Annotated in this window: 15 protein-coding genes; 3 read left to right on the top strand and 12 right to left on the bottom strand. The window is 63.6% G+C overall.

Going from position 1 to position 16861, the window contains the following annotated elements; genetic code table 11:
* The 3 genes from HMPREF3151_RS07475 to HMPREF3151_RS07465 all read right to left on the bottom strand — a co-directional run.
* On the bottom strand, positions 1–2262 hold a 2262-nt coding region (locus tag HMPREF3151_RS07475; protein WP_305764326.1), incomplete at its 3' end, for a Rib/alpha-like domain-containing protein.
* Between the two features lie 872 nt (positions 2263–3134).
* The gene (locus HMPREF3151_RS07470; protein WP_070474929.1) at positions 3135–3569 is read right to left on the bottom strand and encodes a putative Ig domain-containing protein; all 435 of its coding nucleotides are present in this window, start codon (positions 3567–3569) and stop codon (positions 3135–3137) included.
* Between the two features lie 87 nt (positions 3570–3656).
* On the bottom strand, positions 3657–4946 hold the full coding sequence (locus tag HMPREF3151_RS07465) for an adenylosuccinate synthase (protein WP_070474928.1): 1290 nt from the start codon (positions 4944–4946) through the stop codon (positions 3657–3659).
* Positions 4947–4998: 52 nt separating this feature from the next.
* On the opposite strand from HMPREF3151_RS07465, the gene HMPREF3151_RS07460 reads away from it, so the two are divergent.
* Together HMPREF3151_RS07460 and HMPREF3151_RS07455 are read left to right on the top strand one after the other, a co-directional pair.
* On the top strand, positions 4999–5793 hold the full coding sequence (locus HMPREF3151_RS07460; protein WP_070474927.1) for a hypothetical protein: 795 nt from the start codon (positions 4999–5001) through the stop codon (positions 5791–5793).
* Between the two features lie 327 nt (positions 5794–6120).
* Entirely contained in the window at positions 6121–6981 is an 861-nt protein-coding gene (locus HMPREF3151_RS07455) for a PRC and DUF2382 domain-containing protein (protein ID WP_070474926.1), read from the top strand.
* A 323-nt stretch (positions 6982–7304) separates the two neighbouring features.
* Here HMPREF3151_RS07455 and HMPREF3151_RS07450 read toward each other — a convergent pair whose 3' ends face one another.
* The 9 genes from HMPREF3151_RS07450 to adhP all read right to left on the bottom strand — a co-directional run bounded on the left by HMPREF3151_RS07450 (position 7305) and on the right by adhP (position 15772).
* On the bottom strand, positions 7305–8477 hold the full coding sequence (locus tag HMPREF3151_RS07450) for an FUSC family protein (RefSeq protein ID WP_070474925.1): 1173 nt from the start codon (positions 8475–8477) through the stop codon (positions 7305–7307).
* A gap of 319 nt (positions 8478–8796) precedes the next feature.
* A complete protein-coding gene (fbaA, locus tag HMPREF3151_RS07445; RefSeq protein WP_070474924.1) occupies positions 8797–9831 on the bottom strand; it encodes a class II fructose-bisphosphate aldolase in 1035 nt (344 codons plus the stop codon).
* Positions 9832–9879: 48 nt separating this feature from the next.
* Entirely contained in the window at positions 9880–11076 is a 1197-nt protein-coding gene (locus HMPREF3151_RS07440; protein ID WP_070474923.1) for a glycoside hydrolase family 76 protein, read from the bottom strand.
* Positions 11077–11300: 224 nt separating this feature from the next.
* The gene (locus HMPREF3151_RS07435; protein ID WP_070474922.1) at positions 11301–11963 is read right to left on the bottom strand and encodes a TrmH family RNA methyltransferase; all 663 of its coding nucleotides are present in this window, start codon (positions 11961–11963) and stop codon (positions 11301–11303) included.
* Positions 11956–12483, bottom strand: a complete 528-nt coding sequence (gene pyrE / locus HMPREF3151_RS07430; protein ID WP_070474921.1) for an orotate phosphoribosyltransferase — start codon at positions 12481–12483, stop codon at positions 11956–11958. Before pyrE ends, HMPREF3151_RS07435 begins: the two co-directional genes overlap by 8 nt.
* Before the next feature lie 4 nt (positions 12484–12487).
* Complete coding sequence (locus HMPREF3151_RS07425) at positions 12488–13414, bottom strand: type III secretion system chaperone family protein (protein WP_083290241.1); 927 nt, start codon at positions 13412–13414, stop codon at positions 12488–12490.
* Positions 13415–13443: 29 nt separating this feature from the next.
* Entirely contained in the window at positions 13444–14286 is an 843-nt protein-coding gene (locus HMPREF3151_RS07420) for a sulfurtransferase (protein ID WP_070474920.1), read from the bottom strand.
* Between the two features lie 21 nt (positions 14287–14307).
* On the bottom strand, positions 14308–14730 hold the full coding sequence (locus tag HMPREF3151_RS07415) for a DUF4265 domain-containing protein (protein WP_035000158.1): 423 nt from the start codon (positions 14728–14730) through the stop codon (positions 14308–14310).
* A gap of 10 nt (positions 14731–14740) precedes the next feature.
* A complete protein-coding gene (gene adhP, locus HMPREF3151_RS07410) occupies positions 14741–15772 on the bottom strand; it encodes an alcohol dehydrogenase AdhP (RefSeq protein ID WP_070474919.1) in 1032 nt (343 codons plus the stop codon).
* A 159-nt stretch (positions 15773–15931) separates the two neighbouring features.
* Here adhP and panB point away from each other — a divergent pair, with 159 nt between their 5' ends.
* Positions 15932–16750, top strand: coding sequence for a 3-methyl-2-oxobutanoate hydroxymethyltransferase (panB, locus tag HMPREF3151_RS07405; RefSeq protein ID WP_070474918.1), 819 nt, complete (start codon positions 15932–15934; stop codon positions 16748–16750).
* Positions 16751–16861 lie beyond the last annotated feature (111 nt).

Below are 16861 nucleotides of genomic sequence, written 5' to 3'. Positions count from 1 at the left end.
CGGCTTGCCCTCCTTGTCCTTGTACTCAGGCTCGTAGAAGTCCTTCTGCTCACCAATGATGATCGGCGCAAACGCACCATTGGCAGTGCCGTCGGCGTACTCAACACGAACCGGAAGGTTTACCGTGTCACCAGGCTTGAGCTCTTCACCGTCGATACCATTCGGACCAGGCGTAACCGTAATCTCGCCGGTCTCAGCGTCGATACCATGAGAGACCCAGCCTTCCGGCAACGCATCCTCGTGCAAAACGTACGTTGCACCTGCAAGACGCTCATCAGCCGGATCAATCGGCTCACCCGACAACGCATCAACGAACTTCGGCTTACCAGTCGTCACCTTAGTGCCGACCTCAGCAAACGTCGGATCATACTGCGGAGAAACCTCAGCAGCCGTCTTCACCAATGCAGTAAACGAGTCCGACGCGAGAGCAACTCGGTCACCATTGGCATCGATGCCATACAGGGTAGCCGTGTACGTCGTCATCTTGTCGAGATCCTCCGGAACCGTGATCTCACAGTTCGGCAGAGAACCATCGGACTTCGCCGGCATTCCCAGCGAGTCCTCATCTTCAATCAGGTTGCCCTCAGCATCAACAGCCTTGCAGGTGTTAACCACATTGCCGTCACTATCCTTCCACTCAACCTGGTAAAGAGCACTCAGGTTAAAGCCAGGAAGACCGTTGGTAAACGCGTGAGTCTTATCACCCGGACGAGCAAAGTTCGTCAAGGAGTCATACTTATCCACCGCAAAGTGGATCTGGTTCGGCATCAACGCCATATCCCACGAACCAACATTGTAATTCGGGCTCAGGCTCGCCTTCTGCATACCGCGCATATCGTACGGCGTGCCAGAAACGCCACCAATATCAGCGATACCCCAGGGGTTAGATGTCAGACCCTGCCAAACATTGCCACGCCATGCGCCCATATTGGAAACACCGGTTGGCAGGTTCGGCGCGTCGACAAACAACCAGTCCCAGTTCACGTGCTTCGCATTTTCACGGCCGGAGATCTGATTATTTGTAAAGACGCCATCCGCAAAGCTGTCAGCAACCGTACCTGCAAGCTCAGGAGCAACCTTGCCCGCCTTATTCGGGTTAATACCGTACGTGCCCTTGAACTGAATCAAGTAGTCGCCATTGCCGTCAGTTTCCGTGACGACGCGCTCAGCGATCCAATCCGGATTCTCCGCGATCTGCTCGTTAATCCAAGCCTGCAGCTTCAGCTCATCATTGACATCCCAGCTGGAGCTACGCAGGTCATGGTTTTGGTACTCCGTGCCCTTGTTCTCCTCAACGTGCTTCTGGATCTCAAGCACTGCCTTATCGGAAAGGTACGCCGCAACAACCTGAAGACCCTCGATACGACGATCATCCTTATCGCCGACGATCTCCTTCTGACCAAGACCGCCTAGCCCCTGATTCAGGTTCCAGTACGCCTTACCGTAGAAGGAACCCCCCTCTTTACCGTTGGCGGCCACTTCGGTCTCATCCATCTTGCGCCACTCGGACTCGTCGCCAAGCATCTGCTCTGCATTAGCACGCTTGACGAAAACCTGGTGCGCACCAGCCAAGGAGCGCTGAGCCGCACCGGAGCCCCAGCCGGCACCACCAGTAGAGTCCGCAACAGTGCCATCCGGCACCTGACGCTCACCGTAGCCACGGACCATCTCGTATTCGTCACGGTCATAGCCGTCGACCCAGATCTTCACCTTCTGGCCACGACCGCCAGCAGCGGTGTTGTACTGCGCGTGAAACTCACGGTATTTACCATCAGAATCGATATACGGACGCATGTTAATTGCGTACGTACCGTCTTCATTCACAGTCGTCTTGTACACCGGCGAAGCAACCGCTGGATTGTCACCAGTCTTGCCCTTGGCCGGCTTCTCAAACCACTGTGCGTAGACAGTCGCGCCCTTAAAGTTCTCCCCCAGACCGGAGCCGGCTGCAGGCAGCGCCTTACCGAAGTCACCCTTTGCAGCGGTATTACCATTCGACGATCCCGGGAATTGGTCGTAGAACAGGACCGTACCTGAAACAGTCTTCTTGCCATTGACTACACCAGGCGAGTAAATCGCATCAGCATACGGTTCACCCGCGGCAGCTGTAGCCTCCGGCTTCGCCGCATCCGCACCTGCAACAGCAGCAGGAGCCTCCTGTGCAACCGCAACCGGCTGCGCAAACGGCGCAACCAACGCAAACGACAACGCGGCCGCAGCAACCGACGTGCCACGACGACGTGCATTGTAATTCTTCTTCACCGAAAAATTCCTTCCTCGAAAATGATTATTCGGTTAGATGAGCCCTTCCCTGTGTGGCGTAGACAGACACGTACCCCACAGAGCTGACATAGCCAAGCGTAAAGAAGTAGACATTCATCCGCAATGACTATTCCAGTTGCCTACAACTAGCGGTCAGGTTTCTTAAGTTTCCCCAAGCAGTCCGACGCTCTTCCCCCTTGCAGCCTCAGCAGCACTTACGCAGTGCAGTCAGCACACAAAACTCTTGGACGTTAATACATCTTTGTGCTTTGTTTTTCCATTCACGTCCCTTTACAACCACTGCAAAATGCACGTCGGGACCGACGCGGGTCTCCCGAGGATGCCGTGACGTTCTTCCACAATCCAACCGATGTGCCTTTCTATGGCTGCACAGGCAAAACACCCGAAGGTGAGAGTTTTCTCAGGTTCGGCATTACTCTCCATTAGGGGGTAGTTGGCGGACGTGGGGCCGTCGTTAAGCAACATGGCCACAAACACCACTGCCCCGCATCCCAAACACGGGGATGCGGGGCAGCGAACCGGCTAAAGGTTACTTCTGCTCGGAAGAACCTGCATATGTCTTACCGGAAGAACCCTTCAACTCCAGGTTTGTGATGGACGAACGACCATCCGGCGAGCAGTTGTCGTAAATGATCGTGCCGGCGAGGATGCCAGCGGCGATCAGGGCGAGACCGCCACCAACGTGTAGGTGACGGTGACGTTGGGCTTCTCTTCGGACGCGTCGACCGTCTTCTTCGGCGTACCGGTGATTTTGCCGTCCTTGAGCTCCAGGCCCTCCGGAAGGCCCTCAACCTTGATGGAGTCCTTCTTCAGCTCGAAGCCCTACGGCAGCTTGTCAAAGCCGTCCGGCTTCACGTCCTGCTCGTACGGCTCACCGACAACACCGTCGGACAGCTTGGTGTCGTCACCGTGATCTTGGTGACCACCTGCTCCTTACGCTTCTGCAAAACGAGCTTCTTCTCGGTTTTCTCAACACGCTTTTCCGGATCTTCCTCGTCCGGGTTTTTGTAGACCGGGTTGCCGTCGTCGTCAAGCACAGGCACATCCTGCTCGACCATGACCTCGACCTCGCGAGTCACGATGACCTCAGTGGTACCCAGGGTGGTCGGCTTGCCGGTGATCTTGCCGGTCTTCGGATCGATGTCCAGTCCGTCTGGCAGATCCGAAGCGGAGAACACTGGTTCAGTGCCCTCCTTCATGCTGTCGGGCAGATCGTTGAACAACGGGGCAACGTCATTGCCCGGGAACTCAGTTCCAACCGAACCCAACGGCAACGGCTCAGGCACAACCGCACTATTGCTTAACCGTTTGCTGTGAGTTCGCCGCCTAGCAGCGGGGGTAACCGGGACAAACGTTCAAGGCATACACTCTTGTTAGCGCTCCATCACATCGTGGCGCACGATGGTCTGGTCGCGGCCCGGTCCGACGCCGATGTAGGAGATCGGCGCGCCGGAGAGCTCCTCCAGACGCAGCACGTAGTCCTGCGCCTTTTGGGGCAACTCGTCAAACGTACGGCACTCGGTGATGTCCTCGTCCCAGGCCGGCATAGTCTCGTAGATCGGCTCGGCGTGGTGGAAGTCGGTCTGTGTCAGCGGCATTTCGTCGAAACGCTTGCCGTCCACGTCGTAGGCCACGCAGATGGGGATCTCACCGATGCCGGTGAGCACGTCCAGCTTGGTCAAAAACAGGTCCGTGAAGCCGTTGACGCGGGAGGCGTAGCGGGCGATCACGCTGTCGTACCAGCCGGTGCGGCGCACACGACCGGTGTTCACACCGACCTCGCCGCCGGTGACCTGGAGGAACTCGCCCCACTTATCAAACAGCTCCGTCGGGAAGGGACCTGCGCCAACGCGGGTGGTGTACGCCTTAATAATGCCCAGCACGCCGGTGATGCGGGTCGGGCCAATGCCGGAGCCCACGCAGGCGCCGCCGGCGGTCGGGTTGGAGGACGTGACAAACGGGTAGGTGCCGTGGTCCACATCCAGCATCATGGCCTGGCCGCCTTCCATGAGGACGTGCTCGCCGCGGTCCAGGGCGTCGTTAAGCACACGCTCCGCATCCACCACCATGGGCGCGAGACGCTCGGCGTAGCGGCCGAAGTAGTCCATGGTCTCCTCCACGGAGATCGCGCGGCGGTTGTACATCTTCACCAGCATCTGGTTCTTCACGTCCAGCGCGGACTCGATCTTCTGGCGCAGGATGGACTCATCAAAGACGTCCTGCACGCGCAGCCCCACCCGCGCGACCTTGTCGGCGTAGGTGGGGCCGATGCCGCGGCCGGTGGTGCCGATGGCGCGCTTGCCCAGGAAGCGCTCCTGCACGCGGTCCAGCTGCTGGTGGTACGGGGCCACCAGGTGCGCGTTGGCGGACACCTTCAATCGGGACGCGTTCGCGCCGCGGGCCTCCAGGCCGTCGATCTCCTCGAACAGCGCCTCCAGGTTCACCACCACGCCGTTGCCCAGGATCGGGGTGGCGTTCTCGCTGAGCACGCCGGCGGGCAGCAGCTTCAGCTCGTACTTCTCCCCGCCCACCACAACGGTGTGGCCCGCGTTGTTGCCGCCGTTGGGTTTAACCACGTAATCGACCTTGCCGCCGAGGATGTCGGTCGCTTTGCCTTTGCCCTCGTCGCCCCACTGGGCGCCCACAATGATGATGGCGGACATCGCACACTCCTTATATATGGCGCAATAACGGCCATATTGTAGCGTGAGCGCCATGCGGCTCATCCACTGCGCGTGCGGCGACGCGCCCGTCATCCCCGGCGCCCAGCGCTTCGACCTTCCGCAGCACCCCAGCCAGCGGGACCTGAAGTTTCTAGCGGACATCGCGCGCGAGGTGCTGCCGGAGGACCCCACCCCGTCTCTGGACGAGATCCAGGCCAGCCCCAACGTGTCCCACCTGGGAGAGCCTGCCTTTGCGCCGCAGCGGCCCGCCGAGCCGGTGCGCGTGGTGGTCTCCGGCGACGACCGCGCCCTGGGGCTCGTGCTCACCCGCCTGATGCGGGCGGATGTGATGTGGGTGGAGGTCGGGTACGTGCCCGTCGATAGGCAATCGCCCGCAGCTGTGATGTGGGGCGCCGGCGATGCGGCGCTCGCGGTCGAGGGGGCAGTGCGGCCGATACCCTGCGTGCGCACGGACTTCGGCGAGGTGGTCGCGGGTTCCGCCGAGCTATTTACTGGCGACGGCTCCGCGCCGTACGTCGGCGAGGTTGTGGTGGACTCGGAGGTGCTCGTCGGCGGCAGCGAGTTTGGCGCACGGCTCGTGCCCACCGTGGACGCGCCCGGGCTGGTCGCGGTCCCCTTCACCAGCCCGCTTGTGCCCACGCGTCGCTTCCTCCGGCGGCTTCCCGTGCGCCGCACCGACTCCACCCGGGTGCTCGCGGGCCGCGCACTGCAGTCCGGGGGCGAGGAAATTGCAGTACTTATCGACGGCATTCTGCGCCCCCGACCCGTCTCCCGGGTCACCTTCTACCGCCATTTACGCGACATCCAGAGCGTGCGAGAGCCCTAAATCCCTAAACGTGATTTATCTCACAGTGGGATTTTTGTGGCGTTTGGTTAGCGTTTCGTTACCTCGCCGGTATTTGAAAGTGTTGTAGATGTTTTCGTTTTCGGTGCCGTCGATAGGCAAATGCCCACGTCACGGACAGATTTACGGGGCTACCTGAAACTGGGGGGTTTGTCGCTCGAACTTTTGTTCAGGGGGCCAGTTTTGGACGCCCGTTCAGACACGGGGTCGGGGCCTTCCCTACATTCGGATTTGTTCCCGCAAGGACCGCTTCAGACGGAAACTGCGGAGCAAGACAAATTTACTAGCCGAAATCTTTAAGGAGAAATCATGGCTGACTTCAACCGCATCGAGGACCTGGCAAACGCTACCGCTTTCGACGTCGACGGCGACAAGGTTGGCGGCGTCAAGGACGTTTACGTCAACGACACCACCGGCCAGCCGGACTTCGTTTCCGTCAACCACGGCCTCTTCGGTGGCGGCGACTCCATCGTCCCGCTGCGCGGCCACACCCTGCGTGACGGCGAGCTGCACCTCGCATTCCCGAAGGAGCGCATCGAGGACGCACCGGACCTGGACGAGAACGGCCACCTCACCACCGAGGACCAGGACGCGTTCTACCGCCACTACGGCCTGGAGAACACCCAGGACGTGACCACCTACGAGACCGGTAACCGCTTCGCAGAGACCGGCGCTGCTGGTGCAGGCGCAGGTGCTGGTTACGCTGCTGGCGAGCGCAACGTCGAGACCGACGTCGACGCACAGCGCCGCGACGTTGTCGACGCTGACCGCCGCGACGTTGCAGACAACGGCGAGATCATCCGCTCCGAGGAGCAGCTGAACGTCTCCAAGGACCGCGTCGAGTCCGGCCAGGTGCGCCTGCGCAAGTACGTGGTCAACGAGACCGAGACCGTCGAGGTCCCGGTTGAGCGCGAAGAGGTCCGCGTTGTTCGCGAGCCGATCACCGACGCTGACCGCGCTAACTACGACGGCAACATCGGCGAGCAGGAAGCTTCCGTCACCCTCTCCGAGGAGCGCGTGAACGTTTCCAAGGAGTCCGTCCCGGTGGAGAAGGTTTCCCTGGAGAAGGACACCGTCCGCGACACCGAGCGCGTCACCGAGGACGTCCGCAAGGAGCGCTTCGAGACCGACGGCGTTGTCGAGGGCGACATCGACACCGACAAGCGCTAAACACTAAGCGCTAGACGCCCCAAACCCCGGCTGGGATTTCCTTCCCAGCCGGGGTTTTTGCTGTGCGGGCAGCAAGCCTCAAGCCCCAGCCGCCAGCTCCGCCTGGGCCGCTCCGCACCCCCCAAACCGCGGATCCAGCTAGCAGGGTCCAGCTACTCGGCTCCTGGGGAGCGATTAGCTGGACCCTGATAGCTGGAAACGCGGAAAACGAGGCGGCACGGCACGGGGCGGGGCGCGGCCGGCGGCAGAGCGCAGGGCACGGGGGCGGGCCAGAACGGGTGCGGAGCATCAAAGCACCGCGAGGGCCGCGAGCGCCAGGCACGCTAGTCGAAGTCGAAGGTTTCCGGCTCGACCCTCGGCGTCTTCGAGGTGGGCGCGAGGGCCGCGAGCGCCGATTCGTGGGACATGCCGCACACCATCAGCAGGTCCACGATCAGCGAGCGGGTCTGCGCCAAGATGGCGTACGCGGACAGCACCCCGTCCTCCGGGATGACGTCCATGCCAGCCTCCTGGGCGGCCTGGCGCAGCTCGTTGACGCACTGCGGAATGACGGTGGCTTGGGCAACGCGTGAATTGACGTCGTAGACCTCGGAAAGCTCCAGACACACCTGGGAAAGGGTGTCCAGGAGTTGGATTTGGGCGGGGGTGGCGGAATCGTTGTCGTCGGCAAGCACACGCGCCCGGCGTGCAAGCACTCGCGCCGTACGCACCGCATTATCGACGGGCGGGATCACGCGGGCGAGCGAGTTAATGTAGCGGCGCGTACCCCACAAAAAAGGCGAGACACGCGACGTTTCCTGCCCGGCCTTCACCGCAGAGGCGAGGTCATCGATACCGGTCTGGGAACCGCGGATGAGCTCGAGCGCCTCGTCGATGACGTCGGGGTTGTTGTCGCGCAGGCCGTCCGAGACATCGTCGAGCACCGACGACATAATTCCCAGCACCTTCGACACCTCGGCGCGGGCCGACTGCATCGGCGCCTGCGGGATCAGCGCAATGGTGGCCATCGCGACCAGACAGCCGATGATCGCGTCCACCGTGCGGTCCAGGCCAGTGACCTCCGCGCCCGGCGGCATGATTGTGGCGATCAGGATCGCGCCGATCGCGGCCTGGTTGTTCACAAGGACTGAGCTAGAGAAGAACGACGCGATCAGCAGTGAACCGGCGACGATGACCGCGATCTGCCAGCCACCGTCGCCGAGCCGGTAGAAGATGAGGTCTCCAACCAGGACACCGAGAATGCAGCCAACAGCCATATCCACGGACTTAGAAACACGGTCTCCGCCCGTCATGCCGATAATGATCACCGTCGAGATCGGGGCGAAAAACGGGCGCGGGTGGCCGGCGACGTCACGGGCCAAGAAGTACGCGAGGCCGGCCGCTAAACCGATCTGCAGGATCGGGAGCAGACGCTTGCGCACACGTTTCAGGCGCGCCTGCAACGATTTGTCCACCAGCTGGAGACGCTCGCGCGTACTCATCCTCTGCTTCGCCATGGTTAGACAGTCTAGGTTGGAAGGCTACGGGCGGGCGCGAGAACGGTCGAGGCCTAAACGAAACGTGCAAAAGTCGACATCCTGGACGGGTGTTCAGGTTTATTCTTGCGGGCCAGGAGGCTATAAGACCTCACGCATGCAAACTTTTGCAAACACGGGCCCACGGCCTGGGGCGGGTGTGGCGCAGGAAACTGTTGGGGCTGGTGTGGTTCCCGCTAGGCAGGGGTGGCTCGTACCAGGGGGCGGCTCGCACCTGGCCAAAACAAGGCAAAAGGAAAACCTCCGGGGAGGGCCGGAGGTTTCGTCGAGAAGCAAGTGCTTACTTGGACACGGACTTGCCCACGGAGTGGAGGTCCTGGCATGCCTCGATGACGCGCTCGGACATGGCCTGCTCCGCCTTCTTCAGGTAGGAGCGCGGGTCGTAGGTCTTCTTGTTGCCCACCTCGCCGTCGATCTTGAGCACACCGTCGTAGTTGGAGAACATGTGGGCCGCGACCGGGCGGGTGAACGCGTACTGGGTGTCGGTGTCCACGTTCATCTTGATCACGCCGTAGCGCAGAGACTCCTCGATCTTCTCCTTCTCCGAACCGGAGCCGCCGTGGAAGACGAAGTCGAAGGGCTGGGCACCCTCGTCTAGGCCGAGCTTGCGGGCGGCGACCTTCTGGCCCATGTCCAGGACCTCCGGACGCAGCTTCACGTTGCCCGGCTTGTATACGCCGTGGACGTTGCCGAAGGTAGCCGCCAGCAGGTAGCGGCCGTTCTCGCCGGTGCCGAGGGCGTCAACGGTCTTCTCAAAATCAGCTTCGTTGGTGTACAGGTTCGCGCCGGCCTTCGCCTCAACGCCGTCCTCTTCGCCACCGACGACACCGATTTCCACCTCGAGGATGATGTTCGCTGCCTTCGTCTTCGCCAGCAGCTCCTGGGCGATCTCGAGGTTCTCGTCGATCGGCACCGCGGAGCCGTCCCACATGTGGGACTGGAACAGCGGCAGCTCGCCGCGGTCCACGCGCTCCTGGGAGATGGCGATGAGCGGACGGACGTAGTCGTCCAGCACTTCCTTCTGGCAGTGGTCGGTGTGCAGGGCGATGTTGACGTCGTAGTGCTCCGCCACCTCGTGCGCGAACGCCGCCAGCGCCTTCGCGCCCGCAACCTTGTTCTTCACGCCCAGGCCCGAGCCGAACTCGGCACCGCCGATGGAGAACTGGATGATGCCGTCAGATTCCGCCTCCGCGAAACCCTTGATCGCCGCGTTGATGGTCTCCGACGAGGTGCAGTTAATCGCCGGGAACGCGAAGCCGCCCTTCTTGGCGGTGTCCAGCATCTGGTTGTAAACCTCGGGGGTTGCGATAGGCATGGAAATCCTCCTGCTAGGGGTTGCAGTTACGCCCCTAGTATGCCCGTTTTACGCCTGCGCTGCAGCCACCCTCGCCGCCGCCTCCAGCAGCATCCAGCCGGACAGTTGGACGGACAGGTCGCGCTCGTCGATACGCACGAGCCCCACCGCCTCGCTTATCGACGAAGGCCCGAGCCCGTAGTTGTGCGGCAACTTCGCATCCTGCGTCCACTCCGCGGCGAACACCGGCAGCCCGTCAACCTCCAAGCGGTGCGACCAGAGGGACTCCGCCGACTGCATGACCAGCCGTGCCGCGATCTTGCGGGTGGCGATGTTCTCCTTCGAATCCTCCGGCAACCGCAGCGCAACCTCCGCCAGGTAGCGCGCGAGGATGCCCTTGAACAGGCCGCCGTCGCCTTCGCCCGACTCCTCCGGCGGGCTGAGCAGCACGCCCTGCGGGGTGGCCAGGTGCAGGGCAACCGCCTGCACAATCGCGCGGATGTGGGTGATGTAGAACATCGACGCGTCCGCACGCTCCGAGTAGACGAAGGAATCGATCTGCTCGTCGTGCGCCAGGCCCACGTCCTCGCGCAGCGCGAGTGCGATCTCCAGGCTCGCTCCGAGCGCGGTACCCTGGTTGTAGGTGTAGATCTTATCGACGACCTCCGGTCCGCTCATGCGCATCCGGATGCCGTCGTCGAGCAGGCCGTCCTCACGCACCAGATTGTCGAAGATCCAGTCCACGATCTCGCGCGCCTTATCCAGGCGGCCCGTGCGGGCGAACAGCAGCGCCGCGGTGGCGTTCGACGGCACGTTGTAGAACGTCTCACCGCCCCGCCAGGGCAGGACACCCGTGACCGGGTCAATGCCCGCGAGCAGGTCGAACTCCAGGTCGTCCAAGTGGCGGTTGCGCTTGATCCCGCCGATGTGGGTCGCACGGTTCCATGCCAATGCCAACCACGCCTTGTCGTCGTAGTGGACGTTGGTGAGCAGCTTGCCCCGGTTGCGGCGCTGCACCCCGCGCAGCGTGTCCGCGATCCGGCGGCGGCGGGCCTTGGTCTCCCGGCGGGTGGCGGCATCAACCTGGCAGTCCAGATACTGCGCCTGCCACCAGTAATGCCAATGCCAAAAGAAGCGGTCCTTGGGGCCCGGCGGCCACGCCACCACGGCAAGGTTGGTTTTGGGCAGGCCCCAGAGTTTGTGAGCGTGGCGCTCATTTACGGCAGATTCAGCCAGGTCGGCGCGGTGCGCCCACGTTTCCGGCACAGGGGGACTCCTCGGGTTCTAACGGTTCGTACCTATATTGCCAGACGCGTTGGTTTCGCTTCACCGGTTCTGGCGGGTTTTTTGGGGTTTTGGGTGGCGGCGACTAAACGAAATGTGCAAAAGTTGACAATTGATACGGTCGTTCAACTTTAAACGTGCAGGTCAGAAGATTATAAGTTCTGACGCATGTAAAGTTTTGCGAAACTCGGGCGGATGCGGCACGGTTACCACGCCTGGGAGAGGTCCGCGTGCTGGCGGACCCAGGCGTGCATCGCGATGCCGGCGGCCACGCCCGCGTTGATGGACCGGGTGGAGCCGAACTGGGCAATCGAGCAGGTCATCACCGACGCCTCTTGGGCAGCCTCGGTCACGCCGGGGCCTTCCTGGCCGAACAGCAGGACGCACTCGCGGGGCAGCCCGGCGGTCTCCAGTGGCACGGAGCCGGGGGTGTTGTCGATGGCGACCACCGGGATGCCCTCCGCGGCGGCCCACTCCATGAGGTCGGCGACGGTTTCGTGGTGACGGATGTGCTGGTAGCGGTCCGTGACCATCGCGCCGCGCCGGTTCCACCGCTTGCGCCCCACGATGTGCACCTCGCGGGCTAAAAACGCGTTGGCGGTGCGCACCACGGTGCCGATGTTCATGTCGTTCTCGAAGTTCTCGATGGCCACGTGGAACGGATGCCGGCGCTGGTCAAGGTCCTCCACCACGGCGTCCAGCGACCAGTAACGGTACGCGTCGACGACGTTGCGGCGGTCGCCGTCGCGGAGAAACTCCGGGTCCAGGCGGGGGTCATCGGGCCACTCCCCTTCCCAGGGGCCGACGCCGTGGCGGCCTTCGTTCCACTCGGTGGGTCCGCGGAGCTCCCCGTCAGACGAGCTAGGCAAGGCCCAGGTCTTCGAGTCCGAGGAGGAAACGGTACTCCAGGCCGGCGTCGCGGAGCACCTGGTCGGCGCCGGTCGCACGGTCGACGACGGTGGCCACGGCGACCACCTCGGCGCCCTCCTCGCGGCAAGCCTCGACGGCGGTTAGCGGCGAGTTGCCGGTGGTGGTGGTGTCCTCGACCACCAGCACACGCTTGCCCTTAATGGACGGGCCTTCGATGCGGCGCTGCATGCCGTGCTTCTTCGCCTCCTTGCGCACCACAAACGAGTCGATCGGGCGGCCGGGGGCGTGCATGACGGCGGTGGCCACCGGGTCGGCGCCCAGGGTGAGGCCGCCGACGGCGTCGAAGTCCAGATCCTCGGTGAGCTCGCGCAGCAGCTGGCCGATCAGCGGGCTGGCCTCATGGTGCAGCGTCGCGCGGCGCAGATCCACGTAGTAGTCCGCCTCCTTGCCCGAAGACAGAGTCACCTTGCCGTGCACCACTGCCAGCTCTTTGACCAGCTCAGCGAGTTTTTCCTTCATCGTTTTACTCCTTGTCGTCGAAAATTGAGCTCGGGCCCTGCATGCGGCGTACCCGGGTCAGGTCCACCACGCGGCGCTCGTCGCCCGCGATGGCTTCCACGTCGTCGCCGCCGATGGTGTGGTCTGCCACCTCACCGCGCTCGCCGCCGGTGGTGCGCGTCGGCAGCTCCACGGGATCCTCCGGGCGCTGCATCACCGGCTCGTCCTCCGCCTCAGGTACTGCCGCGGGGGCGTGTCCTGGGATTTCGCGGGTGGGGAATGGGAGGTTCAGCGGGGTGTCGTCGATAGGCGGCAGCGTCCGGGCCGCGTCCGCGAGCAGCGCCAGGGGCGCGAGGGTGGCGTCCCAATCTTGCGGGGTAGCGTCGCGGCCCAGCTGGGCAATCGCCCACGCGCCCTCGAACCAGACTGCCTGCACGGCGGCGGGAAGTTGTTCGAGGGCGGTGAGCACTCGCTTATCGACGAACCTACGGCCCGCCCCCGCCTGCGTCGCAAAACACGTGAACCCATGGTGCGTGTCCAGCTCCACCAGGTCGTCGGAGCCTTCCGCCGCGAAATCCGTGCGGCGGAAATCCACCACCGCGCTGGTCTCGGCGCCGGTGCCCATGGCGATGACGGTGGCCTCACCCAGGTCCGCCACATGCGCGTCGTGCCCGTAGGCGGCGCCGGTGGCAACGTTTCGGGCGGGCGCTCCCCCGGCGGCGGCGCCGCGCGACCACTCGCTGGCCAGCATGTCGTCGCTGGACGCAAACGCGTAGCCGTGTTCGCGGGCCCAGGCGCGGCGGGCGCGCTTGCTGGGCTTAGCCGGTTTAGCGGGCTTGGCCGGTTTGGTGGGCGTTTCTGGTTGTGTGCTGCGCTCGCGGGCGTCGGATGCGAACAGCGCCACGGCGGCAAGCAGCGCCGCGAGTGCGAGAACGAACAGCAGGATGACCATCGCGGACTATGCTACCGCGCGCCCCGCTTCTAAATGTCCGTCGCCACCGGGTTGTCGCGGTTCGCGCTCCACTGGGACCAGCCCCCCACGTAGTGCGTCAAAAGCGGCAGGCCTGCGTGCTCCATCGCGGCCAGCAGCAGGGCGGAGTGGTTGCCAGAACCGGAGTAAGTGATCACGCCGGCTGGGTCCGTGTTCTGGGTAACCCCCAGCTGCGAGAAGCGGTCGCGGATCTCGTCGGTGTCCTTCACCTTGTGGGTCTCCGAGTCGAACAGGTCGTTCACCGGCAGGTTGCGGGCACTTGGGATGTGCCCGGCGCGCAGGTCCAGGATCTCGCGGAGGCCCTGGAAACGGCGGGCACCTCTGGCGTCGATAAGCAATCCCTCAAATGCTCTGACGTCTTCCATCGTGGCGGACGGCAAGTTGCCCTCGGTGAGCTCGACGCCGCGCGGGACGACGATGCCTCCCGGGCCCGCGACCGTGGGGAAGCCTTCGCCGTCCCAGGTGGCGAAGCCGCCGTCGAGAATGTGCACGTCCCGCACACCCGCCCAGCGCAGAATCCACCATGCGCGGGCGGCGAACAGGCCGTTGCCGCCGTCGTAGATGTACACCGGGCGGCCGTCCTCGATGCCCCAGCTCGCGGCCGCTTTCCTGACAACGTCAATGCTGGGCAACGGGTTGCGGCCCACCGCACGGCCGGGCAAGCCGGCAAGCTGCACCGACGGGTCGCAGTACAGCGCCGTCGGGATGTGCTCCGATTGGAATTTGGACCACGCTTTGCCCGCTTTCGGCTCCCACAGCGCGGCGATGATGGTCTGTTTTTGGCCAGTCTGGATTCGCTCGTTGAGTTCAGCGGCGGAGACAAAGACGCTCATGGCCGCAAGTGTAACGGTGTTTTACGCCATGTACCCGGGAGCGAGCTGGATCGTGCCCTGCTCCTCCAAGCCGCTGAGCCACTCCGTGATCCCCTCGCGCGGGCAATCCGCGCCGATGCTGGCCGCGAGCATGCCGCCCGGGCCGAGCTCCACCCGGCAACCGAACGCCAAAAGCGTGCCGGCGATCTCGTCCGGGTCCAGGCCCTCCGGGTCCTCCGGCAGCACACGCACCGTCGACGCGCCGCCGCGCACCACCACCCGGTCCACATGGAACGCGCCGCCAACCGTCACGCACTCCACGATGTCGCCCATCGCGAGCGTCGTATCCACGAACGGCACGCTCGCCACCACAAAATGATTCTGCCCAATCTGGTGCGCCTGCAGCTGCTCGCTCTCAACGCCCGGGATTGCAACGCGGGTGAGGATAGTGGTGGTTGCCTGCATGCACGGCAGTCTAGTACTTGATCGACATACGGCCAGCAATCTTGCCGTTGCGCATGTTCTCAAACACCTCGTTGACATCATCCAGCTCACAAGCGGTCACGTGCGGCCTAACCTCGCCGCGTGCGTAGAAGTCCAGCGCTTCCGCCATATCCTGGCGGGTGCCCACCAGGGAGCCGCGGATGGTGATGCCGCGCAGGACAATGTCGAAAATCGGCGCCGGGAACTCCCCCGGCGGCAGGCCGTTGAAGACGATGGCGCCGTTGGAGCGGCACATCGCAATCGCCTGCCCGAACGCGTCCGGGTGCACTGCAGTGACCAGCACGCCGTGAGCGCCGCCCTCGGTGTACTCCTGCACCGCCTCGCCTGGATCCGTGGTCTTTGCGTTCACCGCGAACTCGGCACCCAGCTGCTTGGCCAGCTCAAGCTTGTCGTCCGCAATATCCACCGCGATGACGCGCATGCCCATCGCCACGCCGTACTGCACCGCCAGGTGACCCAGACCGCCGACACCGGAGATCACCATGAACTGGCCCGGCTTAGTCTCGGCTTCCTTCAGTCCCTTATAGACGGTCACGCCAGCACACAAGATCGGTGCGACCTCAACTGGGTCAGCGCCATCCGGGATGCGGGGAGCGTAGCGGGTGTCCACCAGCATGTATTCACCGAACGAACCGTTCTGGGTGTAGCCGCCGTACTCCGCCTGCTTGCAGTACGTCTCACGCCCCGTCCGGCAGAACTCGCACTCACCGCACGCGGACCACAGCCACGCGTTGCCGACAATGTCACCCACCTTCACCGAATGCTCTCCTGGCCCGAGCTCCACAACTTCGCCCACACCCTCGTGGCCGGGCACGAACGGCGGCTGTGGCTTGACCGGCCAGTCGCCTTCAACCGCATGCAGGTCGGTGTGACAGATCCCGGAAGCGTGAAGCTTCACCAGTGCCTGGAACGGGCCCGGCTTGGGCAGGTCGATCTCTTTGACGTTGACGGTTGGGCCAAATTGCTCAGCCACGGCTGCGCGCATTGCTGTTGGGACGGTCATAGGGGACTCCTTGTCTACGGGTATGCAATGTCACTAAGTATGTTACCCATCACACTTATGGGACGCCAAAGATTTACGGCATATTAAAAGGGATACGTGCAGGTGACGGTCGTACATGCGAGACGGCAGCGGGGAAACCCGCTGGCCTAGACTGCATGCGTGACTGGATACCTTGCCCCCACCAAGAAAGTGCGCGTCGCTGATTTCGCACGCAAGAAAGCCGACGGCGAGAAGTGGGCGATGCTCACCGCGTACGACTACGCCACCGCGAGGGTGTTTTCCCAGGCCGGCATCGAGTGCCTCCTGGTCGGCGACTCCGCGGCCAACGTGGTCTACGGCTACGACACCACAAACCAGGTGTCCGTGGACGAGATGGCATTCCTCGGCGCGGCCGTCGTGCGCGGCGCGGGACATGCGCTGGTGATCATGGACCTGCCGTTCGGAAGCTACGAGGCTAGCGACGACCAATGCGTCCGCACCGCCACCAGCCTGATCAGCCGCACCGGCGCCCACATGGTGAAGCTGGAGGGAGGCGTGCGGATCGCCCCGCGCATCCGGGCGCTCAAAAACGCAGGTCTGGCGGTGTGCGCCCACGTCGGATTCACCCCGCAGTCCGTGGACAACTTGAGCGGGTTCAAGGTCCAGGGCCGCGACGCCGGGGCCGATCAGCTGCGTGACGATGTCAACGCGGTCGTCGAGGCCGGCGCCGACATGGTGGTCTTCGAAATGGTCCCCGCGGACTTAGCGGCGGAACTGACCGCCTCGTGCCCCGTCCCGACCGTCGGCATCGGCGCAGGTGCAGACACCGATGCCCAGGTGCTGGTCTGGCACGACATGGCGGATATCCCCGCCGGCGACCACCGCGCGAAATTCGTCCGGAAGTTCGGCTCGGTGGGCGCGGATCTGGCCGCCGCGGCCGCCGACTACAAGCGCGCCGTGCACACCGGGGAGTTCCCGGGGCCGGAGCACGCGTTCTAGGCGGGTGCGGGGGTGGTCGGCGCTACTTTGCGTAGACCCTGGGAGCCAAACCCTGGGTTCGCGCAAAAATCGGCCATTGGAGTTGTCAGTGGGTGAATGCGCCACCTCGAC

The sequence above is a fragment of the Corynebacterium sp. HMSC05H05 genome (assembly GCF_001807265.1).
Taxonomy (GTDB): Bacteria; Actinomycetota; Actinomycetes; order Mycobacteriales; family Mycobacteriaceae; genus Corynebacterium.
Note: the sequence above shows the minus strand (reverse complement) of the source record. Positions and strands in the feature narration are given on the sequence as shown.